The sequence below is a fragment of the Mycobacterium sp. IS-1496 genome (assembly GCF_001499995.1).
In the GTDB taxonomy this organism is placed as follows: domain Bacteria; phylum Actinomycetota; class Actinomycetes; order Mycobacteriales; family Mycobacteriaceae; genus Mycobacterium.
Window position 1 is genome coordinate 1 of record NZ_LQIU01000008.1, and the last position, 25759, is coordinate 25759.

Consider the following 25759-nt stretch of genomic DNA (forward strand, 5'->3'; position numbering starts at 1 on the left):
GTCGACGGCCGGTAGCGGGGTTCGGGTGGGGCGTCGCCGGGGTGGATGATGGGGCGGATCGTGGCGCGGTCGAGGAAGGCGGCGAGCACGGTCGCATTGGTGACGCCGGCGCCGAAGACGAATGCCGGTGCCGGGCAGGGTGATTGCCGCGGCGCGGACGCCGACTTCGGAGCGGTGTTGTCGGTGGTCGCGTCCTCGTACTCGGGAGTCGCGGTTTCGGCGTCAGACTCCGGCGCATCGTCACCCGCAGCCTCGGCCGTTGAATCTCCAGCGGCGCTGAGGTCCTGGGCTTGGGTGAGGGTGTCTTGGGTCGTGATGACGTGCATGACCACGTCTTTCGCGGGGCGCGCGTCGCCGGTGGTGGCGGGGCAGTCGGGGTGGTCGCATTCGCAGTGGAGTTGGGTGCCGGTGGCAACGGCGGCCATCGCGTCGTTACGGCGTTCCTCCGCGGTGCGGGGATCATCAGGGCACAGGGTATGGGTCATGTCGGTGACGCGTTGTTCGAACGCCGCGCCGTCGGGGGCGTACATGCGAGCCCAGACGGTCATGAACCCGGGGGCGTCGCTGAGGAATCCGAATTGGACGTCGCGGTCCTTCTCGCAGTCCTTGATGCGCCGTAGGGCGCCGGGGTCGTGGATCTCGACGATGGCGTCGATGGCGGCGACCGTCTTCTTCTGCGACTTCGGTCCCCAGGCGGTGATCTGGGCGGCCAGGTCGGCGTCGACGGCGGCCATCAGGGTGGGGTCGGTGATCAGGGCGGTGCGGGCCACGATCGCACGTACCAGCAGGTCGCTGACCAGCCCGGCGGCGAAGAGCGCGGCCACGCGGGGGAGGCGGTCGCCGAGCATGACGGCGCGGTGGGTTTGGCCCATGGCCAGCGATTCGGTGATGTTGTGAGCGGCGGCCAGTTCGCTGATGGCGTTGGCGTCGGGGTCGACGAACCAGTTGTTGCGGTCGGCGGCGTCCTCGCAGCCGGTGCGGCGGCGGAACACCTCGGCCATAGCGGCCAGTTTGCGGGCCGCGGCCGCCGATTCGACCCGCCCCCACCCGGCCGAGGCGGCCACCAACTCCGCATCACTGAGTGCGGAGAAGTCGCCAATCTCGGGCAACGAACCATCGAACATGTATTCGATTTTGTCAGGCGGCGCCAACATGGGCAGCCGGAAAAACCCGGCCTGTGGATGAAGCTGCCGCTGTGGATAACCGGTCGCACCGCACCTGCCGTCGGGGTTCTGGGACAATCGTCGGCGGTGACATGACCATGCAGACAACCGAGACCACCACGACAACCGAGACCACCACGACGATGCCCACCGCCCAGGTGGTCGTCGACCTCGACGCGATCGCGCACAACGTGGCCCTGCTGCGCGAACGTGCCGGTGCCGCGCAGGTGATGCCGGTGCTCAAGGCGGACGGATACGGGCACGGGGCCACCGAGGTCGCCAGAACGGTGCTCGACGCGGGCGTCACCGAGCTCGGCGTGGCCACCGTCGGCGAAGCGCTCGCACTGCGTGGCGACGGCGTCACCGCACCCGTGCTGGCATGGCTCCACGGCCCCGGCACCGACTTCGCTCCGGCGCTGGAAGCCGACGTCCAACTCGCCGTGTCCTCCGTACGTCAGCTCGGCGAGGTTCTCGACGCCGTGCACCGGACCGGCAAGACGGCCACCCTCACCGTGAAGGCCGACACCGGGCTGAGCCGCAACGGAGTGAGCCCGGCCGAATACCCGGCGCTGCTCGATCAGCTGGCCCGCTCCGTCGCCGAGCACGCCGTGCGGGTTCGCGGCATCATGTCGCACCTGGCATGCGGTGACGAACCCGACAACCCCACCAACGACCGGCAGGCGCAGCGCCTGACCGAGATGCGAAGCCAGGCCGCCGACGCCGGTGTGAGGTTCGAAGCGGCGCATCTGTGCAACTCGCCCGCCGCGCTGACCCGGCCCGACCTCGCGTTCGACATGGTCCGCCCGGGGATCGCCGTGTACGGGCAGACCCCGATCCCTTCGCTCGGCGACATGGGCCTGCGGCCGGCGATGACGCTGAAATGTCCGGTCGCGCAGACCCGCTCGATCAAGGCGGGTGACGGGGTGTCCTACGGCCATACCTGGATCGCCGAACGGGACACGACGGTGGCGCTGTTGCCGATCGGCTACGCCGACGGGGTGTTCCGAACGCTCAGCGGCCGCCTGCAGGTGTTGATCAACGGCCGGCTGCGGCCGGGTGTCGGGCGGATCTGCATGGACCAGTTCGTCGTGGACCTCGGGCCGGGACCCGTCGACGTCACCGACGGCGACGAGGCCATCCTCTTCGGGCCGGGCGCCCAAGGCGAACCCACCGCCCAGGACTGGGCCGAGACAATCGGCACGATCAACTACGAGATCGTCACCAGCCCCCGCGGCCGGGTCGTCCGCACCTATCGACGGGAACGCCGTTGACCGACAACGACATCAAACGGCACACGAATGCCGGGTGGCTGGCCGGTGCCGCGGGCCTGGCGGCGGTCGGCTCACTGGCCGGAGTTACCGTGGCCCGTTCGATGACACGCCGCGTCACCGACGACGACCTGTACGCGGCCGAGGATTTCGAGCTGCTCGACGCCGACCGCAGCTCGGTGGTCACCACCACAGACGGGGTGCCGCTGGCCGTTCGCGAGGTCGGTCCCGCCGATGCTCCGCTGACCGTCGTCTTCGCCCACGGCTTCTGTCTTCGCATGGGCGCCTTCCACTTCCAGCGCGCCCGCCTGTCGGAGCAGTGGGGTGATCAGGTCCGGATGGTCTTCTACGACCAGCGTGGCCACGGCCAATCCGGCGAGGCCCCGCCCGACACCTACACCGTCACCCAGCTCGGACAGGACCTCGAAGCGGTGCTGGCCGTGGTCGCCCCGCGCGGACCGGTGGTGCTCGTCGGCCACTCGATGGGCGGTATGACGGTGCTCTCGCACGCGCGGCAGTACCCGCAGCGCTATCCCACCCGCGTCGTCGGCGCCGCGATCATCTCCTCCGCCGCCGAGGGAGTCTCTCGTTCCCCGCTCGGCGAGATCCTGAAAAACCCTGCCCTGGAGGCGGTTCGATTCGCGGCGCGGTACGCCCCCGGCACGGTGCACCGCACCCGCGGCCTGGCCCGCGCCGTGATCGGACCGATCCTGCGCGCGGCGTCCTACGGTGACGAGAAGATCAGCCCGAGCGTCGTCGCGTTCTCCGAGAAGATGATGCACGACACGCCGATCGCCACGCTGGTCGAGTTCCTGCACGCGCTCGAGGTGCACGACGAGACGGGCGGCCTCGCCACACTGGCCAAGGTCCCGACGTTGATCGCCTGCGGCGACCGCGATCTGCTCACGCCGATGGAGTACTCGCAGGAGATGGCCGCCGCACTGCCCAAATCCGAGCTCGTGATCGTCGACGGCGCCGGCCATCTGGTGCAGCTCGAGCAGCCGGAGGAAATCGACGACGCGCTGGTCCGGTTGGTCGAACGGGCCACCCCGTCCAAACTCGTCGCGCTGACACGGCGAATCCGTGACCGGGCGAGGTCTCGTGGCTGACCGGCAGAGCGGTACCGCCGAACTGGCCACCGCCGAGGACACCAAGGCGCTGGGCGTTCAGCTCGGGGCGCACCTGCACGCCGGCGACGTCGTCGTGCTGTCCGGACCGCTCGGCGCGGGAAAGACCGTGTTGGCCAAGGGCATCGCCGAGGCGATGGACGTCGAGGGGCCGGTCACCTCGCCCACGTTCGTGCTGGCACGCGTGCACCGCGCACGTCAGCCCGGCCGGCCGGCGATGGTCCACGTCGACATGTACCGACTTCTCGACCACCCCGGCACCGACTTGCTCGCCGAACTCGACTCACTGGACTTGGACACCGATCTCGAGGATGCGGTCGTCGTCGTCGAATGGGGGGAAGGTGTCGCTGAGCGACTCTCCGACCACCACCTCGACATCCGGCTCGAACGCGGCGTGGACACCGAGGCGCGCACCGCGATCTGGCAGTGGAGCGGACGATGACCGCGCTGATCCTGGCCATCGACACCGCCACGCCAGCCGTCACCGCGGGGGTGGTGCGCCGCAGCGACGACGGGGTCACCGTGCTCGCCGAGCGGGTGACCGTGGACCCTCGGGCGCACGCCGAACGATTGACGCCCAACGTCCTGGCCGCCGTCCGTGACGCCGAGATCACCGTCGACGACTTCACCGCCGTGGTGGTCGGTTGCGGGCCCGGCCCGTTTACCGGTCTGCGCGTCGGCATGGCCACGGCCGCCGCCTACGGACACGCGCTCGGCATCCCGGTGTACGGGGTGTGCAGCCTCGACGCCATCGGTGTCGCGACCTCCGGCGAGGCGCTCGTCGTGACCGATGCCCGCCGCCGTGAGGTGTACTGGGCGCGCTACCGCGACGGCGTCCGAGTCGACGGTCCCGCGGTCAACGCAGCCGCTGACGTTCCGCCCGGCGCCACAGTGGCGGCCGGATCACCGGACCACGCAGCACTTTTCGACCTCACCGTCGTCGGCCCCGAATATCCGTCGGCCGAAGGTCTGGTGCGCGCCGTCGCCGACTGGACCGCCGAACCGGACGCGCTGGTGCCGCTGTACCTGCGCCGTCCCGACGCGACGCCGCGCGCAGAACAGGCCCGCCGGTGAGTGTCACCTACGGCGCGCTCACCGAAGACGATGCCGCCCGCTGCGCCGATCTCGAGGCCCAGCTGTTCCCCGGCGACGATCCCTGGCCCGCACGGGCGTTCCTCGCCGAACTGGGCGCCCGGCACAACCACTACGTCGCGGCACGTGCCGACGGTGTCCTCGTCGGTTACGGCGGAATCGCGCGGCTGGGACGAAATGAGCCGTACGAGTACGAGATCCACACCATCGGCGTGGACCCCGCCTATCAGGGCCGCGGCATCGGCCGCCGGATGCTCGAGTCGTTGCTCGAGGTCGCCGGCGGCGGCGTGATCTTCCTCGAGGTGCGTACCGACAACGCGCCGGCCATCGCGCTCTACGAGAGTGTCGGGTTCACCAGGGTGGGGCTGCGCAAGCGCTACTACCGGGTCAGCGGCGCGGACGCCTATACGATGAGGCGAGACCCACCCAGCGTTGCGAAGCGAGAAGCGCCGTGATCATCCTGGCCATCGAGAGCTCCTGCGACGAGACCGGTGTCGGTATCGCCGAACTGTCCGACGACGGCACGGTGACGCTGTTGGCCGACGAGGTGGCCTCCAGCGTGGACGAGCACGCGCGGTTCGGGGGCGTGGTGCCCGAGATCGCGTCGCGAGCCCACCTCGAGGCGCTCGGCCCGACCATGCGGCGCGCGCTCGACACCGCGGGCGTCCGGAAGCCGGACGTGGTGGCCGCCACGATCGGACCCGGCCTGGCCGGCGCACTGCTCGTGGGAGTCGCTGCGGCCAAAGCCTATTCGGCGGCCTGGCAGGTGCCGTTCTACGGCGTCAACCACCTCGGGGGACATCTGGCCGCCGACGTCTACGACCACGGACCGCTGCCCGAGAGCGTGGGCCTGCTGGTCTCCGGCGGCCACACCCACCTGCTGCACGTGCGGTCGCTGGGGGAGCCGATCATCGAGCTGGGCAGCACGGTCGACGACGCGGCCGGCGAGGCCTACGACAAGGTGGCCCGGCTGCTCGGACTGGGCTACCCGGGCGGCAAGGTGCTCGACGACCTGGCGCGTGAAGGGGACCGCGACGCGATCGTGTTCCCGCGCGGTATGACCGGACCACGCGACGATCCGTACGCGTTCAGCTTCTCGGGTCTGAAGACCGCGGTCGCCCGGTACGTCGAAAGTCACCCGGAGGCGTCGCAGGCCGACGTGGCAGCGGGCTTCCAGGAGGCGGTCGCCGACGTGCTCACCCGGAAGGCGGTGCGGGCGGCCGAGACGCTCGGGGTGTCGACGCTGCTCATCGCCGGCGGGGTCGCGGCGAATTCGCGCCTGCGGGAACTGGCCGAGCAGCGGTGCGCCGAGGCGGGGTTGACCCTGCGGATCCCGCGGCCGCGGTTGTGCACCGACAACGGCGCGATGATCGCCTCGTTCGCCGCCCATCTGATCGCCGCGGGCGCGCCGGCCTCACCGCTGGACGCGGCGAGTGATCCGGGGCTGCCGGTGGTGCGGAGCCAGGTGGCGTGAACAGGGCCGAGCACGTCCTGGCGATCCACGAGCTGCTCTACCGCTACGCCGAATTGGTCGACGCCGGGGACTTCGACGGGGTGGGGCGACTGCTCGAGCGGGGGTCGTTCGCGGGCGTGGCGGGCGCCGGATCGATCGCGACGCTGTTCACGGCCACGACCAGGCGATATCCCGATCACGGCAACACCCCCCGCACGCGTCACCTCGTGCTCAACCCCGTCGTGGAACTCGACGGCGACACCGCGGCGGCCCGGTCGACCTTCTGTGTCGTGCAGGCGACCGAGACGGTGCCGCCGCAGCCGATCGTCGTCGGGCGCTATCACGACACCTTCGCCCGCGACGAGGAAGGCTGGTACTTCACCGCGCGGCGGGTCGACGTGGAGCACGTCGGGGACGTCTCGGCCCACCTCCTGATCAACCCGCGTGACTTCGGCGGACAGGCACCCACCCACCCTTGAGTGCTAGCACTCGCATGTATAGAGTGCTAGGTGGCAGGCGGCCAACCCTGTGTCGGCACCCGCGACGACGGCGCTTGGGACCGGACGCATGCCGGACATCTGTAAACGCTGGAAACATTCAGGTCCGGGACCACCTGGACCTACACCGAACTAGTGGAGGGCTCCATCGTGGCGAGCGTGAACATCAAGCCACTCGAGGACAAGATCCTCGTCCAGGCCAACGAGGCCGAGACCACGACCGCTTCCGGTCTGGTCATCCCGGACACCGCCAAGGAGAAGCCGCAGGAGGGCACCGTTGTCGCCGTCGGCCCCGGCCGCTGGGACGACGAGGGCGAAAAGCGGATTCCGCTGGACGTGTCCGAGGGCGACACCGTCATCTACAGCAAGTACGGCGGCACCGAGATCAAGTACAACGGCGAGGAGTACCTGATCCTCTCGGCCCGCGACGTGCTGGCTGTCGTCAACAAGTAAGCACCCGTGTCCGCCCCGGAGATCCCCGTTTTACACGGGTGATGTCCGGGGCGGCATGCGTTGCACGCCCAATACAGGAAGACACATATGAGCAAGCAGATCGAATTCAACGAAACTGCGCGCCGCGCAATGGAAGTCGGCGTGGACAAGCTCGCCGACGCGGTGAAGGTGACCCTCGGGCCGCGCGGTCGCAACGTGGTGCTGGCGAAGTCGTGGGGCGGCCCGACCGTCACCAACGACGGTGTCACCATCGCCCGGGAGATCGACCTCGAGGACCCGTTCGAGAACCTCGGTGCCCAGCTGGTCAAGTCCGTGGCGACCAAGACCAACGACGTCGCCGGTGACGGCACCACCACCGCGACCGTGCTGGCACAGGCGATCGTCAAGGCCGGTCTGCGCAACGTCGCGGCCGGCGCCAACCCGATCGCCCTGGGTGCGGGGATCAGCAAGGCCGCCGACGCCGTGTCCGAGGCGCTGCTGGCCGCGGCCACCCCGGTCGACGACAAGAGCGGCATCGCTCAGGTCGCCACCGTCAGCTCCCGCGACGGGCAGATCGGCGAACTGGTCGGCGAGGCGATGACGAAGGTCGGCCACGACGGCGTCGTGACCGTCGAGGAGTCCTCCACGCTGAACACCGAACTCGAGGTCACCGAGGGCGTCGGGTTCGACAAGGGCTTCATCTCGGCGTACTTCGTCACCGACTTCGACGCCCAGGAAGCGGTGCTCGAGGACGCGCTGGTGTTGCTGCACCGCGAGAAGATCAGCTCGCTGCCCGACCTGCTGCCGCTGCTGGAGAAGGTGGCCGAGGCCGGTAAGCCGCTGCTGATCATCGCCGAGGACGTCGAGGGCGAGGCGCTGTCCACGCTCGTCGTCAACGCGATCCGCAAGACGCTCAAGGCCGTCGCGGTCAAGGCGCCGTTCTTCGGTGACCGCCGCAAGGCGTTCCTCGACGACCTCGCCGTCGTCACCGGCGGTCAGGTGATCAACCCCGACGTCGGCCTGGTGCTGCGCGAGGTGGGGCTGGACGTGCTGGGCACCGCGCGCCGCGTGGTGGTCACCAAGGACAGCACCGTGATCGTCGACGGCGGCGGCAGCGCCGACGCCATCGCCGACCGGGCCAAGCAGCTGCGCGCCGAGATCGAGGCGACCGACTCCGAGTGGGATCGCGAGAAGCTCGAGGAGCGGCTGGCCAAGCTGGCCGGCGGCGTGGCGGTGATCAAGGTCGGGGCGGCCACCGAGACCGACCTGAAGAAGCGCAAGGAAGCCGTCGAGGATGCGGTCGCCGCGGCGAAGGCGGCCGTCGAAGAGGGCATCGTCACCGGCGGCGGTGCCGCGCTGGTGCAGGCCCGCAAGGCGCTGGCCGACCTGCGCGGCTCGCTGTCCGGCGACGAGGCGCTCGGTGTCGAGGTGTTCAACTCGGCGCTGTCGGCTCCGCTGTACTGGATCGCCACCAACGCCGGCCTGGACGGTTCGGTCGTGGTGAACAAGGTCAGCGAATTGCCTGCGGGACAAGGCTTCAACGCCGCGACGCTCGAATTCGGCGACCTGCTCGCCGACGGCGTCGTCGACCCGGTCAAGGTGACGCGGTCGGCGGTGCTCAACGCCGCGTCGGTCGCCCGGATGGTGCTCACCACCGAGACCGCGGTCGTCGACAAGCCGGCCGAGGATGAGAATCACGGGCACGGCCACCACGGCCACGCCCACTAGCTGATTCAACGACGGGTCCCATCCCGGCTTGTCGGGATGGGACCTTTCGTTTGCCGATTTCCTGATGCGCGACGGCCGTATTCTCTTGCGATGAAACGCGTTCAGATTCTCGCCGCGATAGCGGACGAACGTCGTCGGGTGGCCGATCTCCTGGACGAACTGGACGACAGTCAGTTGGCAGCCCCGAGCCTCTGCGCTGGCTGGGATGTGAAGACAGTCTGCGCCCACTTGTTGAGCTTCCTTGCTGAGGGCACCCTCAGAATGACCCTGTTGGGCGTGCGCCGCGGCAGTCCGGATCGCGCCATCGACGAGCTGGCGCGACGCAGAGCCGAGCTGTCGGCCGGTGAGATCGCCGCAGGGTTGCGTAGCCTCGCCGATCAGCAGTACTGGCGACCTCCGCCGCGAGCGCCCGGATTGCTCGCCGAGGTGATGGCGCACAGCGGTGATATGAGAATTCCGCTCGGGTTCGCTTTCGAACCTGATCCCCAGCGGACCGCAGTTGCACTCGATTTCCTCACGGGCCCGGTTCCGATCGGGCTGGTGCCGTTGCGGCGCCTGCGCGGTCTTCGTCTGCGAGCAACCGACATTGACCGGGCATGGGGTACGGGGCCGGAGATTCGCGGGCGAGCAGGCGAATTGATGATGGCTGCCGTCGGGCGGGTTTCGGTCTTCGACGAGCTGGAAGGACCCGGCTTATCGGTACTGCGCCAACGACTGCGGTGACGCCTGGCTCATATCGGTGACCACCGGAACCGCGGTCGTCGACAAGCCGGGCCCGAGCGGGGTGGTCGCCTGCGCATGTGCCCCAAGGCCTTCAGGAGAACCGTAGATGGGCGCCGACAACTCGTGAGCCTCCGCGAGCCGGCCATGCCGTTGCCATAGCCGACCCATGCTCATCGCAGCGCGCAGTTCCCAGGACTTCGCGTGCTGCTTACGCGAGACAGCCTGCCGGCGTACGTCGGCGCGGGGACCGCGGGACAGCGCGGAGCCACTACACGGGTTGCACACCGAGGCTTCGCTGCAGATCCGGCCGCATCTGCTGCAGCTGCTGAGCCCAGTATCCCCAGTTGTGGGTGCCGTTCGGCGGGAAGTTGAACACGCCGTTGCGCCCACCCGCCGCGACGTAGCGATCGCGGAACTTCTGGTTCGATTCGATCGCGAAGCCTTCGAGGAAGCCCTCACCGGCCACCGGAGCGGGGTTGGCATACGCGACGTCGGTGGGCGAACCGTTGCCGCAGTACATCCAGACCCGGGTGTTGTTCGCGACAAGCCGAGCGACGTTGACGGTCGGATCGTTGCGCGTCCACGCCGGGTCGCTGGGCGGGCCCCACATCGCGGCAGAGTCGAACCCACCGTTCCAGTTCATCGACAGGTCGACCAACCCGGGCCACGGCCCTTCGGAGAGATTGGGGAACGCCGACAGCGACCCGGCATAGATGAACTGCTCGGGGTGGAAGATGGCCAGGGTCAGCGCCGCCGAGCCACCCATCGACGCGCCCACCGCCGCGTTACCTGTCGGGGCGACGTCTCGGTTCGCGGCGAGCCACGCGGGTAACTCACGCGCGATGAACGTCTCCCACTTGTAGGTGACCGTGCGCCCGTTGCCGACCGCGGGCTGATACCAGTCACTGTAGAAACTCGATTCGCCGCCCACCGGCATGACCACCGAGAGTCCCGAGCCGTTCAAGATGTCGAACGCAGCGGTGTTGCGGTCCCAGCCGCTGATGTCTTCGGGCGCCTCCATGCTGTCGAGTAGGTACACCGCGTGCGAACCCGTTCCACCGTTGAGGAATTCGACTCTGATCGTGCGGTTCATCGCTGCCGACGGCACGTCGAGCTGCTCGACGGGCAGATCCGGACTGGAGAACGCCGGCGCCGTGGCCGATCCGCCCCGGACGGCGACCAACCCGGGCATGACGGCAGCAGCTACGGCGGCAACGGCCAACCGGTGCAGCAGGATTCGTGACAAGTCAACAAGTGCCATCTCATGCTCCCCTGTGAGCTCCGATGTCGCGAGAGAGTACGCCTGACATCCGTGGACCGGAGCTCATCCGCGCGAATGCGGGCATCACTAGGGTTGGCGCGTCGTGGAACCGTTCGGGGTCGTCGCTAGTCATCGCCGACCAGTGACCAATGGCCCTTTCAGCATTCGCAAGGTCGGGCGCACTCTCGATGAGGAGTTTTTAGCTGGATCGTGAGGAGCGAGATCATGGCCGACAGCAGCGAGCAGAAGTCCGCGGCCGAACGCGCGTCAGACCTGACCGAACGAGCGGGAAAGCTGTCCGACGAAGTGCTCAAGTCGGTCGAATCCGGCCAACGAAGCGCGATCGAGGCGGTGCGCAAGTTCGTCAGCGCGGTCGAGGAGTCGCTGCCCTCGCGCGGCGAAGACCATCCGTCCAAGCGCGACACCATCATCGACGCCGCCTTCGACATGGCAGACAAGCTCGTCACCACGCAGTACGAGTTCATTCGAAGTGTGGTCGGCAGTGCGAGCCAGACGCTGAGAAAGGACGAAGGCGACAAGCCAGGTGCTGAGTAGGCCGGCCCACGCGTTTCCACAGTCCGGGATTCCTCACGTCAGTGAGAAGATGACTGTCCCAGACATGTTCGTCTGGAGTCGCCGCGACACAGAGCTCCTGCTCGAATGGTTGGCCGCCCACCCCGGGTGAGACGCGCTCGGCGGTTGAATCGCCGCTTGGTCAACCCTCGTGCGGATTGCGTTGCATGAACTTGTACAGGTGGTGGCTGTACACCTGCAGACCCAGGAACGCCTCGACGAATTCGCGACGCTCGGCCGTCGTCACCCCCGCGCTGAGCGCGTCGATCCTGTCGAGGCGCTTCTGCAGCTCCTTGTGCAGTTCGGCGGACAGGAAGGCGTGCAGATCGTCGACGGATCGCTGCTCGATCGCTCGCTCCGCCATCGGGATCACCGGCCCCACGTCGAGGCCGGCCGGTTTGAGCCCGGTGAACGGTGCCCCCTCACCCGCTCGATGCAGGCGGACCACGGTGTCGAAGAAGTACAGATCGGCCACCTCATGCGCGAAGTGTCCGCCTTCGGCCTGTGCGGCGCGTGTGCGGTCGAACGCCTCCCTCACCTCCTGTTCGGCACTTTCGGGGACGAACGGCAGGACCAGGTCCACATCCGCTTCCGCCAGGGCCGCCTTGGCGGCGCTGACGACCGGACCGTCGAGAGAATCGCAGTGCGGAGGCATACCACGATTCTTCGCGGTTGACGGCTCTCGGCCAGAGGCGAAAGTCCCGGGCCGCGCGGTACGTTCGGCCCACCGCCCGCCGGCTTTCCGGCGATCACTGACCGGTGGTGTAGCCTGTCCGCGTGACCATCGGTGTGCGTGCCAGCTATTGGCGCTTTATCAAGGCTCCGGGCGGAGCCGATAAAGCGCAGCGCTAAGCACGCATCCACCCGGAGCCCAGGCAGTGACCACACGGTCGCTGCCTTTCGTCATTCAAGGGCACCGGAACACCCACGCAGGTGCCCAGATCCAGAAAGGCACCTCGAAGATGAACCTGGCGCAGATCGCCACCCCGCCGGCCACGTCCGACCGGCGCATCCGCAGCTTCAGCGCGATTCCCAGCCCGCACGAGGTGCTCGCCGAGTTCCCGCTCGGCGCCCGGCGCGCCGAGCGGGTGGCCCGCGACCGCAACGAGGTCGCCGACATCCTGGCCGGACGTGACGACCGGCTCCTGGTCGTGGTGGGTCCGTGCTCGGTGCACGATCCGGTCGCCGCACTGGACTACGCCAGCCGGCTGGCCAAGGTGGCGGGCGAACTCGGCGACCGGCTCAAGATCGTCATGCGCGTGTACTTCGAGAAGCCGCGAACGACGATCGGCTGGAAGGGCCTGATAAACGATCCGGGGATGGACGGCACGTTCGACGTGTCCCGCGGCCTGCGCACCGCCCGCCAGTTGCTGCTCGACATCATCGACATCGGCCTGCCCGTCGGGTGCGAGTTCCTGGAACCGACCAGCCCCCAGTACATCGCCGACGCCGTCGCCTGGGGCGCCATCGGCGCTCGCACCACCGAATCGCAGGTGCACCGCCAGCTCGCCTCGGGCCTGTCGATGCCGGTCGGGTTCAAGAACGGCACCGACGGCAACATCCAGGTGGCCGTCGACGGGGTCAAGGCGGCTGCCGCCCAGCACGTCTTCTTCGGGATGGACGACTCCGGCCGGGGCGCGGTGGTCAGCACCGACGGCAACGAAGACTGCCACGTGATCCTGCGCGGCGGTACCGACGGGCCCAACCACGACGCCGACGCGGTGCGGGCTGCGGCCGCCAAGCTGACCGCCGCCGGACTACCCGGCCGAGTCGTCGTCGACTGCAGTCACGCCAACTCCGGGAAGGACCACGTCCGCCAGGCCGCAGTGGCCGCCGAGGTGGCACAGCTGATCCGCGACGGACTCCCGGTCAGCGGCGTGATGCTCGAGAGCTTCCTCGTCGGCGGCGCACAGTCCTCCGAGTCGCGGCCGCTCACCTACGGGCAGTCGGTCACCGACAAGTGCATGGACTGGCCGACGACGGACCTGGTGCTGCGAGAGCTGGCGGCACGCTAGGCCGCTCGGTTAACGTAATGGCGGAGGTCACGATGCGAATCGCGGTGGCCGGCGCGACCGGCAACATCGGTGCCCGCACGGTGTCGTTTCTCGAGCGGGACGGGCACGAGGTCGTCCGCATGAGTCGCTCGCTCGGCACCGACCTGCTGACAGGCGACGGGCTGGACGCCGCGCTCGACGGCGTCCACGCCGTCGTCGACGCGATCAGTTCACCGCCGATCAGCCCCGACGAGACGCGCCAATACTTCGCGACCACCACGAGGAATCTGCTCGCCGCGGAGGAGCGGGCAGGGGTGTCCCACCATGTGCTGCTGTCGATCGTCGGAATCAGCCGGATGAGCGACGGCGGTACCGCGCACTACGCGGGTAAGCGGGAACACGAGCGTCTGGTCGAGGAAGGCGCCGTGCCGTGGACGATCGTGCCGGCCACGCAGTTCTACGACTTCGCGGCTTTGGCGGCCGGTTGGACCGAACGCGACGGTGTCGCCACCATCGCCCCGCTGCTGGTGCAGCCGATCGCCCCGGACGACATCGCCGCCGTCCTGGCCGAGATCGCCGCGGGAGAGCCGCAGGGCCGCTACGTCGACGTCGCCGGTCCCGAGACCCAAGACCTGGTCGACATGGCCAGGCGCACCAACGCCGTCCGCGGGCACATGGTCAAGCTGGTGCCCACCTGGTCGGGGCCCCTCGATCTGTCCATGGCCGGCAACGTCCTACTGCCCGGGGACAACGCGCGCATCGCATCGACGACGTTCGACCGATGGTTGGCGGCCGGCGCCCGCTGAGCCGACCGCCGGGATTCGTCGTCCAGGAACGGAGACGCCCCATCTCGGTGTTTGCTGAGATGGGGCGTTTCCGTTCGCTGAGTGGCGTCGTCAGGCGGTCCGGCGGATACCGCGCTTGAGCAACATCTCCCGTTCCGATTCGCTCAATCCGCCCCAGATTCCGTAGGGCTCGCCGACGGCGAGAGCATGCGAGCGGCATTGCGCGATCACGGGGCAGCTCCGGCACATTTCCTTGGCGCGCATTTCGCGCTGGGCGCGGGCCCGGCCGCGCTCGCCATCGGGGTGGAAGAACATCGAAGAATCGACACCCCGGCAAAGTCCGTGCATCTGCCAATCCCAGATGTCGGCGTTGGGTCCGGGCAGCTGCTGCGGCTGAGGCATGGGAAAACCCCTCTCTAAACACCCATTTTGGGGAACGCAATAGAGCGTGCGTCGTGGAACAGATCCGAGCACTTGTCGCCGATGACCACTCGTGCACACAACGTAGAAGGGCAAAAGAATTTCCGTCAATAGCCCGATCATGTGCTCAATCGCATAACCGCAGCTCAAGAATTTACGTCACGTTCATCCTTCTGACTTGCCGTCGGCGCGAAACGTGCTAACCACCGGGGTGGCGCCGCATCTGACGACGGCATTCCGGCAGTTCACGCCCATTGGCCAATGGCAGCTTCGGAGCGCTTCTTAACGCCGCCGTAACTCGTCGCGCACAAAGAGTTAACCGCTCGACGGTCATCGCTGCACCCTGGTTTGCCACTCACGCCGCCGTTTCGCCGTTGGTAGCGTCGCAGAGCCATGACCAGCCCGCTCCTCGACGCCGCGTTCGGCGACCGGCCCGACATGTGGCCGCTGCCCGCGCCGGCCGACGCGCAGGAGTGCTGGCTGCGCGCGGTGGCCGCCGGCGGGCAGGGCCGCTACGCCGCCGCCTTCACCGACCTGGCCGCCCTGACCCGGTCCGCCGGGTCAGCCCCGGTTTCCCTGGCGCTGAGCACCAGGGCGTCGTTTCTGCGGCAACTGGGCGGCCATCGATCGGCCGCCGGATGGGACGGCCGCGCGCTCCATGCGGCGGACACGGACACCGCGGTCGCCGACGCGCTGATCGGCCTGGCGGCCGATGCGCTGGGAGTCGGCCGCTTCACTGCCTCGCAGCGGCTGCTCGACCGCGCGGCCGCGGTCGTGGAGGCCGCGGGCGATGCCCGCCTGCCCGTGCGCCTGGAGTGGGTCAGCGCGGAGCTCGCGATGGTGCAGGGGGACGGGGCCACGGCCGTCGAGCACGCCGAACGCGCCGTCGCGGCGGCAGCGGCGTTCACCTCGGTGCGGCATCGCGTCAAATCCGACGTGGTGCTCGCCGCGGCGCTGTGCAGCCACGGCGAACTCGAACGTTGCCGGGCGGTCGCCGACGCCGCACTCGACCGGACGGGCGCGTTGGGACTGGTGCCGCTGCGCTGGGCGCTGGCCAGCCTGCTCGCCGACATCGGCAGCGCGGCGTACACGCCGGGCCAGGTCACGGACTTTCGCGACACCAGCGCAGATACTGTCCGAGACAGGGGCGGTGTGTGGTCTGTTCGCTAGTCCGGGTGGCGCCCGTAGGCATCGTTATTGTTTAGCTGAGCCAGATCATTTGATACGCCGTTCGTAACGTTGGAGAACACACCCACGATGACACTTTCGGGAGATCGTCTCGATGCTGTCGTCGCTGAGGCAGTGGCGGGCAATCGAGATGCACTCCGGGAAGTGCTGGAGACCATTCGACCGATCGTCGTGCGGTACTGCCGAGCCAGGATCGGCGCGACGGAACGCAGTGGCCTCTCCGCAGACGACGTTGCGCAGGAGGTGTGCTTGGCCGCCATCACGGCGCTGCCGCGCTACAAGGACCAGGGACGACCGTTCCTCGCCTTCGTGTATGGCATCGCAGCGCACAAGATCGCGGACGCCCACCGTGCGGCGAGCCGAAACAAGTCGGACCCCACCGACGTGGTGCCCGAACGGTTCTCCGGCGAGGCGGGACCCGAACAGCTGGCCATCAACGCCGAATCGTCGGCGCGGATGGAGAAGCTGCTCGGTGTGCTGCCGGACAAGCAGCGCGAGATCCTCATCCTGCGCGTCGTCGTCGGCATGAGCGCCGAGGAGACCGCCGAGGCGGTCGGGAGCACCGCGGGGGCCGTGCGCGTGGCGCAGCACCGCGCCCTGGCACGGCTCAAGGCCGAGATCATCGCAACGGGGCACGACCATGCCTGACTTCACACGTCGAACCGTCAACGGGGGCGATCCGTCGCTGCCCGAGATCAACCAGACCGACCGTTTCCTCGATGCGCTCGCCGGCGAACAGCCGGTGTATTCGAACGACTCCGGCGAGGCCGAGCTGGCGTATCTGTTGGCTGGCTGGCGTGACGAGGTCCGACAGCCACCGATGGCCTCCGTCGTCACCCCGCGGGATGCGGCGATCGCGCTGGACCGCGCCACCACGACCACGGCGCGCCGCCGGTTCTCGCTGGCCGTCGTCGGCTCCGTCGCCGCGGCGGTGCTGTGCCTCGGCGGCTTCGGCTCGGTGGTCTATGGCGCCGGGCCGGGCGATCCGCTGTACGGCGTGCGCACCATGCTCTTCGGTGAGCAGACCGCCACCCGCGACGATCAGGTCGCGTTGGCCGCCCAGACGCAGATGGCCGAGGTGCAGCAGCTCATCGAGCAGGGCGAGTGGACCGCCGCGCAGGACAAGCTGCAGACGCTCACGACCACCGTCGCCGCGGTGGAGGACACCAGCCGCCAGCAGGAGCTCGTCGACCAGTGGCAGCAGCTGTCGGTGAAGGTGGAGACCCGCGATCCCGCCGCGACCGTGCCGCCGGACGCTCCGCCGGTGGTGCTGCCCGAGGTGCCCTCGGACCTGCCGCTGCCCGCGCTGCTCTCCCCGGACGTCACGTCGCCGTCCGACAGCACCGCGCCGGCCACGACACCCCCATCGTCCACGGACCCGTCGGTGCCGCCGTCGACCACGCCGCCCGCTCAGACGACCCCGCCGCCGGCGAGCACGTCCTCGCCGCCTGCGCCGTCAGCCACCTCGCCGACGGCGCCCACGCTGGCGCCGTCGTCGCCTGCTTCGGCGCCCCCGGGAACGACGACCACCCGGGCCCCCGTCGAACTCCCGCCGTCGTCCGCACCGGTGACGACCACGATGCCCACGACGTCGCTCGCACCGACCACGACTGTCGCGCCGCGGACCACGACGGTCGCCCCGCCGGTGGCGGAGTCCGAGGTGGAGGTGGAGGTGCCGACTCAGTCGGCGCCGACCGTTGAGCGGCCGGAGGTGGTGGCGCCCGTGGTCACGACTACGGTCGTCTTACCGCTGCCGGGTAACGCCGACGCTGCAGAAGAAGAGTGACGAACCGCTCAGCGGTAGCCGTCTGAGTCCGACGTCGCTTCGTTCAGCGAGGCGTCGGCGTAACCGCGGCAGTAATCCCACGTGACATAGGCGTCGGGTTCGGGATCGTAGGCCGGCTCGTGGGGCCGAACCGTGCCGTCGACGAGCAGCTGCAGCAGGTTGGCCCGCAGCATGTCCCAGTCGTGGTAGTGGTCCTGCTGGCATTCGTCACAGCAGACGACCAGACCGCGGATTCCCTTGTGCGCGAGCAGCGCCTCGTAGACCGCGAGGTCGGCGAGGTCGGCCTCGACGGCGGTGCGTTCCTGCGGGTCCAGCGGCTGACCGGGTTCGAGCGCGTCGAGTGCCGCCGAGGGATCGCAGGGATCGTCGGCGAACGGGTCGGGCGGCAAACCAGGTGGCAGATGGTCTCGCACGGGTCCCACATTACGCAGCCCCCCTGTGATCACGCCAGCCGTCACCGGTGTGGCGACCGGTGTGCGGGGCCGAGCCGCCACCGCCGCAACCGATAGGATTGAGTATCCGCCCAAGTGCCTATGGAGGCCCCGCCCATGTCGATCGCTGAACGCAGCGTTCCCATCGCCGTACCGGTGCCGACCGGCGGCGACGACCCGACGAAGGTGGCCATGCTCGGGCTGACCTTCGATGACGTCCTGCTGTTGCCCGCCGCCTCCGACGTCGTGCCCGCGACGGCCGACACCTCGAGCCAGCTGACCAAACGCATCCGGTTGCGGGTGCCGCTGGTCAGCTCGGCGATGGACACCGTCACCGAATCCCGCATGGCCATCGCGATGGCGCGGGCCGGTGGCATGGGCGTGCTGCATCGCAACCTGCCCGTGGCCGAACAGGCCGGCCAGGTCGAGACCGTCAAACGATCCGAGGCCGGGATGGTGACCGATCCGGTGACCTGCTCGCCGGACAACACGCTCGCCGAGGTCGACGCGATGTGTGCGCGCTTCCGCATCTCCGGTCTCCCGGTCGTCGACGACCACGGCGCGCTCGTGGGGATCATCACCAACCGCGACATGCGCTTCGAGGTGGACCAGTCCAAACCGGTCTCCGAGGTGATGACCAAGGCGCCGCTGATCACCGCGCAGGAAGGCGTGTCGGCCGAGGCCGCGCTCGGACTGTTGCGGCGCCACAAGATCGAGAAGCTGCCGATCGTCGACGGTCACGGCAAGCTGACCGGGCTGATCACCGTCAAGGACTTCGTCAAGACCGAACAGTTCCCGTTGGCCACGAAGGACTCCGACGGCAGACTGCTCGTCGGCGCGGCGGTGGGCGTCGGCGACGACGCGTGGGCCCGCGCGATGACGCTGGCCGATGCCGGCGTGGACGTGCTGATCGTCGACACCGCCCACGCGCACAACCGCGGTGTGCTCGACATGGTGCACCGCATCAAGACCGTGCTCGGCGACCGCGTCGAGGTCATCGGCGGCAACGTGGCCACACGCGCCGGAGCCGCCGCGCTCGTCGAGGCCGGTGCGGACGCGGTCAAGGTCGGTGTCGGTCCCGGCTCGATCTGCACGACGCGCGTCGTCGCGGGCGTCGGGGCGCCCCAGATCACCGCGATCCTCGAGGCGGTCGCGGCGTGCGCACCGTCCGGTGTGCCGGTGATCGCCGATGGCGGGCTGCAATACTCCGGTGACATCGCCAAGGCGCTGGCCGCGGGGGCGTCGACGGCCATGCTGGGCTCGCTGCTCGCGGGCACCGCCGAGGCGCCCGGCGATCTGATCTTCGTCAACGGCAAGCAGTTCAAGAGCTACCGCGGCATGGGATCGCTCGGCGCGATGCAGGGGCGCAACGCCGCCGGTGCCACGCGCGGGTCGTTCTCCAAGGACCGGTACTTCCAGGACGACGTGCTCTCCGAGGACAAGCTGGTTCCCGAGGGCATCGAGGGCCGGGTGCCGTTCCGGGGCCCGCTGGCACAGGTGATCCACCAGCTCACCGGCGGTCTGCGCGCGGCCATGGGCTACACCGGGTCACCCACCATCGAGGCGTTGCAGCAGGCGCAATTCGTGCAGATCACCGCGGCCGGGCTGAAGGAAAGCCACCCGCACGACATCACGATGACCGTCGAAGCGCCCAACTACTACGCCCGCTGACGGACTGGGAAACAGCACTGTGCGAGACATGGTCGAAATCGGTATGGGCCGCACCGCCCGCCGTACGTACGAACTCCACGACATCAACATCGTGCCGTCGCGCCGCACCCGCTCGTCGCAGGACGTGTCGACGGCGTGGCAGCTGGACGCCTACCGGTTCGAGATCCCCGTGGTGGCGCATCCGACGGACGCGCTGGTGTCCCCGGAGTTCGCAATCGAACTCGGCCGCCTCGGCGGGCTCGGCGTCCTCAACGGTGAAGGGCTGATCGGCAGGCACGCCGACGTCGAGGAGAAGATCCAGCAGGTCGTCGAGGCCGCCGACAAGGAGCCCGATCCGTCGGCCGCGATCCGGCTGTTGCAGCAGTTGCACGCCGCACCGCTGGACCCCGAGCTGCTCGGTGCGGCGGTGTCGCGCATCCGCGATGCGGGGGTGACGACGGCGGTGCGGGTGAGCCCGCAGAACGCTCAGGCGTTGACCCCGGCGCTGCTGCAGGCGGGCATCGACCTGCTCGTCATCCAGGGCACGATCGTGTCGGCCGAACGTGTCGCCTCCGACGGCGAACCGCTCAATCTCAAGACCTTCATCTCCGAACTCGACGTGCCGGTGGTCGCGGGTGGCGTGCTGGACCACCGCACCGCGCTGCACCTGATGCGCACCGGTGCGGCCGGAGTGATCGTCGGCTACGGGTCGACGTCCGGCGTCACCACGAGCGACGAGGTGCTCGGCATCAGCGTGCCGATGGCCACCGCCATCGCCGACGCCGCCGCCGCGCGTCGCGAATACCTGGACGAGACCGGCGGACGTTACGTGCACGTGCTGGCCGACGGCGACATCCACACCTCGGGCGATCTGGCCAAGGCCATCGCCTGCGGCGCCGACGCGGTGGTGCTCGGCACACCGCTGGCCAGTGCGGCCGAGGCGCTGGGCGGCGGCTGGTTCTGGCCGGCGGCCGCGGCGCATCCGTCGCTGCCCCGCGGTGCGCTGCTGCAGGTGGCGCTCGGCGAGCGGCCGTCGCTGGAGCAGGTCCTCACCGGACCGTCGGATGATCCGTTCGGTTCGCTCAACCTTGTTGGCGGGCTTCGCCGTTCGATGGCCAAGGCCGGCTACTGCGACCCCAAGGAATTCCAGAAGGTCGGTCTGACCGTCGGCGCCTAGGAGCACTGCTCGCGGGTTAGGCCGACCTGTCTAGCTAGTTACCCATTGGTAACCCATACTGGTGTGATGCAGCCTGACTACGACGTCCTCATCATCGGTTCGGGGTTCGGCGGCAGCGTCACCGCGCTGCGGCTCACCGAGAAGGGCTACCGGGTAGGTGTACTCGAAGCGGGCCGCCGCTTCGCCGACGAGGACTTCGCGAAGACCTCGTGGGATCTGCGCAACTTCCTGTGGGCCCCGCAACTGGGCTGCTACGGCATCCAGCGCATCCATCTGCTCCGCGACGTCCTCATCCTGGCCGGGGCCGGTGTCGGCGGCGGATCGCTCAACTACGCCAACACCCTCTACGTGCCGCGCGAGCCGTTCTTCAACGACCCGCAGTGGAAGCACATCACCGACTGGAACGAGGAGTTGCTGCCCCACTACGAGCAGGCCCAACGGATGCTCGGCGTGGTCACCAACCCGACGTTCACCGACGCCGACCGCATCGTGAAGGAGGTCGCCGAGGAGATGGGCGTCGGCGACACGTTCGTGCCCACGCCGGTCGGGGTGTTCTTCGGACCCGACGGGCAGAAGACCCCGGGCAAGACGGTTCCCGACCCGTACTTCGGCGGCGCGGGCCCGGCCCGCCGGGGCTGCATCGAGGTCGGCGAGTGCATGACCGGCTGCCGCCACAACGCCAAGAACACCCTGGTGAAGAACTACCTCTACCTCGCCGAGCGGGCGGGCGCCGAGGTGCATCCGCTGACCACGGTGACCAGCTTCGAACAGCGCGACGACGGCGTCTGGGAAGTGACCACCGTGCGCACCGGCCGCAAGGTGCGGCGCCAGAAGCGGACGTTCACCGCCACCAACATCGTCCTCGCGGCGGGCACGTTCGGCACGCAGAAGCTGCTGTTCAAGATGCGTGACGCGGGCAAGCTCCCCGAGCTGTCCGACCGGCTCGGCATGCTGACCCGCACCAACTCGGAGTCCATCGTCGGCGCGGGCCGCTTCGAGGCCACCGACGACCTCGACCTCACCCACGGCGTGGCCATCACCTCGTCGATCCACCCGACGTCCGACACCCACATCGAACCGGTGCGCTACGGCAAGGGCTCCAACGCGATGGGGCTGCTGCAGACATTGATGACCGACGGCTCCGGCCCGGAGGGGACCGACGTCCCGCGCTGGAAGCAGTTGTTCGTCAACGCCCGTCAGGACCCGCGTGGCACGGTCCGGCTGCTCAACGTGAGGCGGTGGAGCGAGCGGACCCTGATTGCGCTGGTCATGCAGAACCTCGACAACTCCATCACCACGTTCACCAAGCGCACGAAGCTGGGCACCCGCCGGCTGACGAGCAAACAGGGCCACGGTGAGCCCAACCCGACGTGGATCCCGGTGGGCAACGAGGTGACGCGGCGGATCGCGAAGAAGATCGACGGCGTCGCGGGCGGCACCTGGGGCGAACTGTTCAACATCCCGCTGACGGCGCACTTCCTCGGCGGCGCCGCCATCGGCGACAACCCCGAACACGGCGTCATCGACCCGTATCACCGCGTCTACAACTATCCGACGCTGTACGTCACCGACGGTGCGGCCATCTCGGCCAACCTCGGTGTGAACCCGTCGCTGACCATCAGCGCGCAGGCCGAACGGGCGGCCTCGTTGTGGCCGAACAAGGGCGAAGAGGATCTGCGGCCCGCGCAGGGCGAGGGCTACCGCCGCCTCGACCCGATCCGGCCCGCGCACCCCGTGGTGCCCGCAGGCGCGCCCGCGGCCCTGGACTGGAACGCCAGCCGCGACGAGGTCAATCGGCGCGATCCCACGACGGCCGAGGCGCAGGGCGCCTGACCACTAGCCCGGTTCGGTCAGGCGGCGCCGCAGCGGTTCGCGGCCCGGCGGCTGCGACGGTGGCGGCAACAGCGGTGTGCGGTGCCGCACCTTGACCGTCGTCGGCCCCTGGGTGGACAGGACGATCTCCTCCCCGGCATGCCGGATCGCCAGCCGGCCGTCCGGCCCGTCGCGCAACGTGTAGGTCACCTCGTCGTGGCGCGCGTGGACGGTCAGCCGGAAGTCGCGCCAGCGCAACCTGAATCGCAGGCACGACAGCGCGTCGGGTAGGTGCGGGTCCAACGACAGGATGCCCTCGTCGTCGCGCAGACCGCCGAACCCGCCGACCAGCGCCGTCCACGCACCGGCCAGCGACGCCATGTGCAACCCGTCGCGCGTGTTGTGGTGCAGGTTGCGCAGATCGATCATCGCCGCCTCGAAGGCGTAGTCGTGGGCGAGGTTCAGGTGTCCGACCTCCGCGCACAGCACCGCCTGCGTGCACGCCGACAGCGACGAGTCGCGCGTGGTGCGCCGCTCGTAATAGTCGACGTTGCGGGCCTTCTGTTCATCGGTGAAGGCATGGCTCTGCCACTGCATCGCCAGCACCAGGTCGGCCTGTTTGACCACCTGCGCGGGATAGAGCCGCACGTACGGTTCGTGGAGCAGCAGCGGGTAGGAGGTGTTCTTGGTGAAGTTCCACTCGGCCAGTGTCGTGAACCCCTCGCACTGCGGGTGCACGCCGAGGTCCTCGTCGTAGGGGATGTTGGCGGCCGCGGCCGCTTCACGCCACGTCGCCGTCTCCTCGGTGGTCACCCCCATGGCCCTGGCGATCTCCGAGCGCCTCTCACAGGCCTCGGCCGCCACCCGCAGATTGTGGGCGGCCATCAGGTTCGTGAAGACGTTGTCGCGCACCACCGCCGTGTACTCGTCGGGACCGGTGACCCCGTCGAGATGCCAGACGCCGTGCCGGTCGTGGTGTCCGATGGACATCCACAGCCGGGCCGTGTCGACCAGCACCGCGAGGCCGCACTCGTCCTCGAGTGAGTCGTCCCCGGTGACGGTGCGGTAGCGGTCGAAGGCCATGGCGATGTCGGCGTTGACGTGCCAGCCCGCGGTCCCCGCCGGCCAGTACGCCGAGCACTCCTCACCCCGGATGGTGCGCCACGGAAATGCGGCCCCCTTCAGATCCAGTTGTGCCGCACGCTCTCTGGCCAACGGCAGGGTGGAGGCCCGCCACCGCAGCGCGTCGGCGGCCGCGGAGGGTTTGGTGTAGGTCAGCACCGGGAGCACGAAACCCTCGGTGTCCCAGAAGGCGTGGCCGTCGTACCCGGCGCCGGTCAGACCCTTGCCCGGGATGGCGCGACGTTCGGCGCGGGCGCTGGCCTGCAGCACGTGGAACAGTCCGAACCGCACCGCCTGCTGCAGGTCGGGGTCACCTTCGACCTCGACGTCGGCGCAGTCCCAGAACTCGTCGAGGTATGCGCGTTGCGCGTCGAGCAGCCCCTGCCAGCCGACGTAGCGTGCGCCGGTGAGCGCGGCCGCGGCCTGATCGCGCAGCGCCGGGCGGGAACGCAGGCTCGACCACCCGTAGGCGAGGTACTTGACGACGCGCAGGCGCTGGCCGGGGCGCAGCCCGCAGATCACGGTGGTGTGGGCGAGGTCTTCGCGGGCGTCGGTGCTGATCTCGACGCGTCCGGGGACGTCGACCTCGTGGTCCATCGCGGCGGCCATCATCAGGGCGCTGCCGCGGGTCCGGTGCACCAGCAGCGCGCTGTGGTCGGTCTGCTCGTGGTGGACCGCTTCGAGGGGTTTGCGCAGAACCGCCGCCACCCGTGGGTCACCCGACTCCTCGGGCTGGTCCTCATTGGCGACGAGCTCGGATTGCACTGTGACACGGACGAATTCGTCGATCGCCTCGACGACGTACTCGATGGCCGCGACCCCACGCTGCGCCAGCGACACCAGGCGGGTGGACAGCACCTTGACCTGCTTGCCCGCCGGTGACCGCCAGTGCGCCCGACGGCTCAAGGTGCCGGCCCGCAGATCGAGGGTCCGTTCGTGGTCGATGAGCTCGCCGTAGCGGACGTCGAACGGTTCGTCGTCGACGAGCAGTCGCACGATCTTGCCGTTGGTGACGTTGACGATCGTCTGACCCGCCTCGGGGTAGCCGTAGCCCGCCTCGGCGTAGGGAAGTGGCCGGATCTCGAAGAAGGAGTTCAGATACGTACCGGGCATGCCGTGCGGTTCGCCCTCGTCGAGGTTGCCGCGAAACCCGATGTGCCCGTTGGACAATGCGAACAGCGACTCGGACTCGTCGATGAGGTCGACGTCGAGCCGGGTCTCGCGGACCTGCCACGGTTCGACGGGGAAGACGTCGTAGGGGATCACGGTGTGGTCTCCCGCAGGTCGGCGAGGTCGGTGACGACGATGTCGGCGCCGTTGCGGCGCAGTTCCTCTGCCTGCCCCACGCGGTCGACCCCCACCACGTAGCCGAACTTCCCCGCCCGTCCCGCGGCCACCCCGGCGAGCGCATCCTCGAACACGGCGCCCTGATCCGGTGTGACACCGAGCAGTTCGGCCGCCCGGAGGAAGGAGTCCGGTTCGGGTTTGCCTGCGATGTGCTCCTCGCGCATGGTGACCCCGTCGACGCGGTGCTGGACATAACGCGCCATCCCGGTGATGTCGAGCACCTCCTGGGTGTTCGCGCTCGACGAGACGACGGCGATGCCGAGGCCGGCGGCGCTGGCGTCCTCGAGGTAGCGGCGTGAGCCCTCGAACACCTCGATGCCGTCGCGGCGCAGCGTCTCGTGGAACATCTCGTTCTTGCGGTTACCCAGCCCGTGCACGGTTTCGGCGTCGGGCGGGTCGTCGGGTCGACCGTCGGGCAGTTCGACCCCGCGGCTGGCGAGAAACGACCGCACGCCGTCCTCGCGGCGCTTGCCGTCGACGTAACGCTGATAGTCGGCGCCCGCGTCGAACGGTACGAACGGCTCACCGGTGCGCTGCGCCCTGTCCCGCAGGTAGTCGTCGAACATCGCCTTCCACGCGCGGGTGTGGACGCTGGCGGTATCGGTGAGCACGCCGTCGAGGTCGAACAGGCAGGCCGTTATCCGCTCGGGCAGACCCAGCACAGCGGACCTCGTTTCCTCGGATCGGGTTCCCTGCTGGGATAACCATTGCCGCCTCGACACTAACGTGA

Annotated in this window: 26 protein-coding genes; 19 read left to right on the forward strand and 7 right to left on the reverse strand. The window is 69.0% G+C overall.

The features are described from left to right. Positions 1–1124, reverse strand: a 1124-nt coding sequence (locus AU195_RS05415) for a DUF222 domain-containing protein (RefSeq protein ID WP_216636379.1), incomplete at its 3' end; no start/stop codon positions are given. 137 nt (positions 1125–1261) lie between these two features. Between AU195_RS05415 and alr the strand changes: the two genes are divergently transcribed. The 10 genes from alr (at position 1262) to AU195_RS05465 (ending at position 9483) form a co-directional block, all read left to right on the forward strand. Beyond that, on the forward strand, positions 1262–2434 hold the full coding sequence (alr, locus tag AU195_RS05420) for an alanine racemase (RefSeq protein WP_059158132.1): 1173 nt from the start codon (positions 1262–1264) through the stop codon (positions 2432–2434). Beyond that, a complete protein-coding gene (locus AU195_RS05425) occupies positions 2431–3540 on the forward strand; it encodes an alpha/beta fold hydrolase (protein WP_059158050.1) in 1110 nt (369 codons plus the stop codon). Before alr ends, AU195_RS05425 begins: the two co-directional genes overlap by 4 nt. Beyond that, the gene (tsaE, locus tag AU195_RS05430) at positions 3533–4000 is read left to right on the forward strand and encodes a tRNA (adenosine(37)-N6)-threonylcarbamoyltransferase complex ATPase subunit type 1 TsaE (protein ID WP_059158051.1); all 468 of its coding nucleotides are present in this window, start codon (positions 3533–3535) and stop codon (positions 3998–4000) included. The genes AU195_RS05425 and tsaE overlap by 8 nt, the downstream gene beginning before the upstream one ends. Continuing rightward, a complete protein-coding gene (tsaB, locus tag AU195_RS05435; RefSeq protein WP_059158133.1) occupies positions 3997–4632 on the forward strand; it encodes a tRNA (adenosine(37)-N6)-threonylcarbamoyltransferase complex dimerization subunit type 1 TsaB in 636 nt (211 codons plus the stop codon). Before tsaE ends, tsaB begins: the two co-directional genes overlap by 4 nt. After that, complete coding sequence (rimI, locus tag AU195_RS05440; RefSeq protein WP_059158052.1) at positions 4629–5105, forward strand: ribosomal protein S18-alanine N-acetyltransferase; 477 nt, start codon at positions 4629–4631, stop codon at positions 5103–5105. The genes tsaB and rimI overlap by 4 nt, the downstream gene beginning before the upstream one ends. Continuing rightward, positions 5102–6124, forward strand: coding sequence for a tRNA (adenosine(37)-N6)-threonylcarbamoyltransferase complex transferase subunit TsaD (tsaD, locus tag AU195_RS05445; RefSeq protein WP_059158053.1), 1023 nt, complete (start codon positions 5102–5104; stop codon positions 6122–6124). Before rimI ends, tsaD begins: the two co-directional genes overlap by 4 nt. Continuing rightward, positions 6121–6582, forward strand: a complete 462-nt coding sequence (locus AU195_RS05450) for a nuclear transport factor 2 family protein (protein ID WP_059158054.1) — start codon at positions 6121–6123, stop codon at positions 6580–6582. Before tsaD ends, AU195_RS05450 begins: the two co-directional genes overlap by 4 nt. Positions 6583–6750: 168 nt before the next feature. Beyond that, positions 6751–7053, forward strand: a complete 303-nt coding sequence (gene groES, locus AU195_RS05455; protein WP_041310041.1) for a co-chaperone GroES — start codon at positions 6751–6753, stop codon at positions 7051–7053. A gap of 87 nt (positions 7054–7140) precedes the next feature. Then, complete coding sequence (gene groL, locus AU195_RS05460; protein WP_059158055.1) at positions 7141–8760, forward strand: chaperonin GroEL; 1620 nt, start codon at positions 7141–7143, stop codon at positions 8758–8760. Positions 8761–8850: 90 nt separating this feature from the next. Beyond that, entirely contained in the window at positions 8851–9483 is a 633-nt protein-coding gene (locus AU195_RS05465; RefSeq protein WP_059158056.1) for a maleylpyruvate isomerase family mycothiol-dependent enzyme, read from the forward strand. Positions 9484–9751: 268 nt separating this feature from the next. Here the strand turns inward: AU195_RS05465 and AU195_RS05470 are convergent, their stop codons facing one another. Beyond that, positions 9752–10744, reverse strand: coding sequence for an esterase family protein (locus tag AU195_RS05470; protein ID WP_059158057.1), 993 nt, complete (start codon positions 10742–10744; stop codon positions 9752–9754). Positions 10745–10969: 225 nt separating this feature from the next. On the opposite strand from AU195_RS05470, the gene AU195_RS05475 reads away from it, so the two are divergent. Beyond that, a complete protein-coding gene (locus AU195_RS05475) occupies positions 10970–11299 on the forward strand; it encodes a hypothetical protein (protein ID WP_059158134.1) in 330 nt (109 codons plus the stop codon). Between the two features lie 160 nt (positions 11300–11459). Here the strand turns inward: AU195_RS05475 and AU195_RS05480 are convergent, their stop codons facing one another. Continuing rightward, the gene (locus AU195_RS05480; protein ID WP_059158058.1) at positions 11460–11972 is read right to left on the reverse strand and encodes a DUF6448 family protein; all 513 of its coding nucleotides are present in this window, start codon (positions 11970–11972) and stop codon (positions 11460–11462) included. 307 nt (positions 11973–12279) lie between these two features. Between AU195_RS05480 and AU195_RS05485 the strand changes: the two genes are divergently transcribed. Together AU195_RS05485 and AU195_RS05490 are read left to right on the forward strand one after the other, a co-directional pair. Further along, complete coding sequence (locus AU195_RS05485) at positions 12280–13332, forward strand: 3-deoxy-7-phosphoheptulonate synthase (protein ID WP_059158059.1); 1053 nt, start codon at positions 12280–12282, stop codon at positions 13330–13332. A gap of 32 nt (positions 13333–13364) precedes the next feature. Continuing rightward, the gene (locus AU195_RS05490) at positions 13365–14117 is read left to right on the forward strand and encodes an SDR family oxidoreductase (protein WP_059158135.1); all 753 of its coding nucleotides are present in this window, start codon (positions 13365–13367) and stop codon (positions 14115–14117) included. Between the two features lie 90 nt (positions 14118–14207). Here the strand turns inward: AU195_RS05490 and AU195_RS05495 are convergent, their stop codons facing one another. Next, positions 14208–14498, reverse strand: coding sequence for a WhiB family transcriptional regulator (locus tag AU195_RS05495; RefSeq protein WP_059094556.1), 291 nt, complete (start codon positions 14496–14498; stop codon positions 14208–14210). A gap of 411 nt (positions 14499–14909) precedes the next feature. Between AU195_RS05495 and AU195_RS05500 the strand changes: the two genes are divergently transcribed. The 3 genes from AU195_RS05500 (at position 14910) to AU195_RS05510 (ending at position 17490) form a co-directional block, all read left to right on the forward strand. After that, positions 14910–15686 (forward strand): hypothetical protein, encoded by a 777-nt coding sequence (locus AU195_RS05500; RefSeq protein ID WP_059158060.1) that lies wholly within the window; start codon positions 14910–14912, stop codon positions 15684–15686. Positions 15687–15773: 87 nt separating this feature from the next. Beyond that, complete coding sequence (locus AU195_RS05505) at positions 15774–16352, forward strand: sigma-70 family RNA polymerase sigma factor (RefSeq protein WP_011854882.1); 579 nt, start codon at positions 15774–15776, stop codon at positions 16350–16352. Beyond that, the gene (locus AU195_RS05510; protein WP_059158061.1) at positions 16345–17490 is read left to right on the forward strand and encodes an anti-sigma-D factor RsdA; all 1146 of its coding nucleotides are present in this window, start codon (positions 16345–16347) and stop codon (positions 17488–17490) included. The genes AU195_RS05505 and AU195_RS05510 overlap by 8 nt, the downstream gene beginning before the upstream one ends. Positions 17491–17498: 8 nt before the next feature. Here AU195_RS05510 and AU195_RS05515 read toward each other — a convergent pair whose 3' ends face one another. After that, entirely contained in the window at positions 17499–17903 is a 405-nt protein-coding gene (locus tag AU195_RS05515) for a DUF5319 domain-containing protein (protein ID WP_011768106.1), read from the reverse strand. A 135-nt stretch (positions 17904–18038) separates the two neighbouring features. Between AU195_RS05515 and guaB the strand changes: the two genes are divergently transcribed. From guaB to AU195_RS05530, 3 genes are all read left to right on the forward strand, one after another. After that, complete coding sequence (gene guaB / locus AU195_RS05520; protein ID WP_059158136.1) at positions 18039–19592, forward strand: IMP dehydrogenase; 1554 nt, start codon at positions 18039–18041, stop codon at positions 19590–19592. A gap of 28 nt (positions 19593–19620) precedes the next feature. Beyond that, positions 19621–20748, forward strand: coding sequence for a GuaB3 family IMP dehydrogenase-related protein (locus AU195_RS05525; RefSeq protein WP_157531038.1), 1128 nt, complete (start codon positions 19621–19623; stop codon positions 20746–20748). A 66-nt stretch (positions 20749–20814) separates the two neighbouring features. Continuing rightward, complete coding sequence (locus AU195_RS05530) at positions 20815–22581, forward strand: GMC oxidoreductase (RefSeq protein WP_059158137.1); 1767 nt, start codon at positions 20815–20817, stop codon at positions 22579–22581. A gap of 3 nt (positions 22582–22584) precedes the next feature. Here AU195_RS05530 and AU195_RS05535 read toward each other — a convergent pair whose 3' ends face one another. Further along, a complete protein-coding gene (locus tag AU195_RS05535) occupies positions 22585–24948 on the reverse strand; it encodes a glycoside hydrolase family 65 protein (protein WP_059158063.1) in 2364 nt (787 codons plus the stop codon). Further along, a complete protein-coding gene (locus AU195_RS05540) occupies positions 24945–25751 on the reverse strand; it encodes a beta-phosphoglucomutase family hydrolase (protein WP_157531039.1) in 807 nt (268 codons plus the stop codon). Before AU195_RS05540 ends, AU195_RS05535 begins: the two co-directional genes overlap by 4 nt. Positions 25752–25759 lie beyond the last annotated feature (8 nt).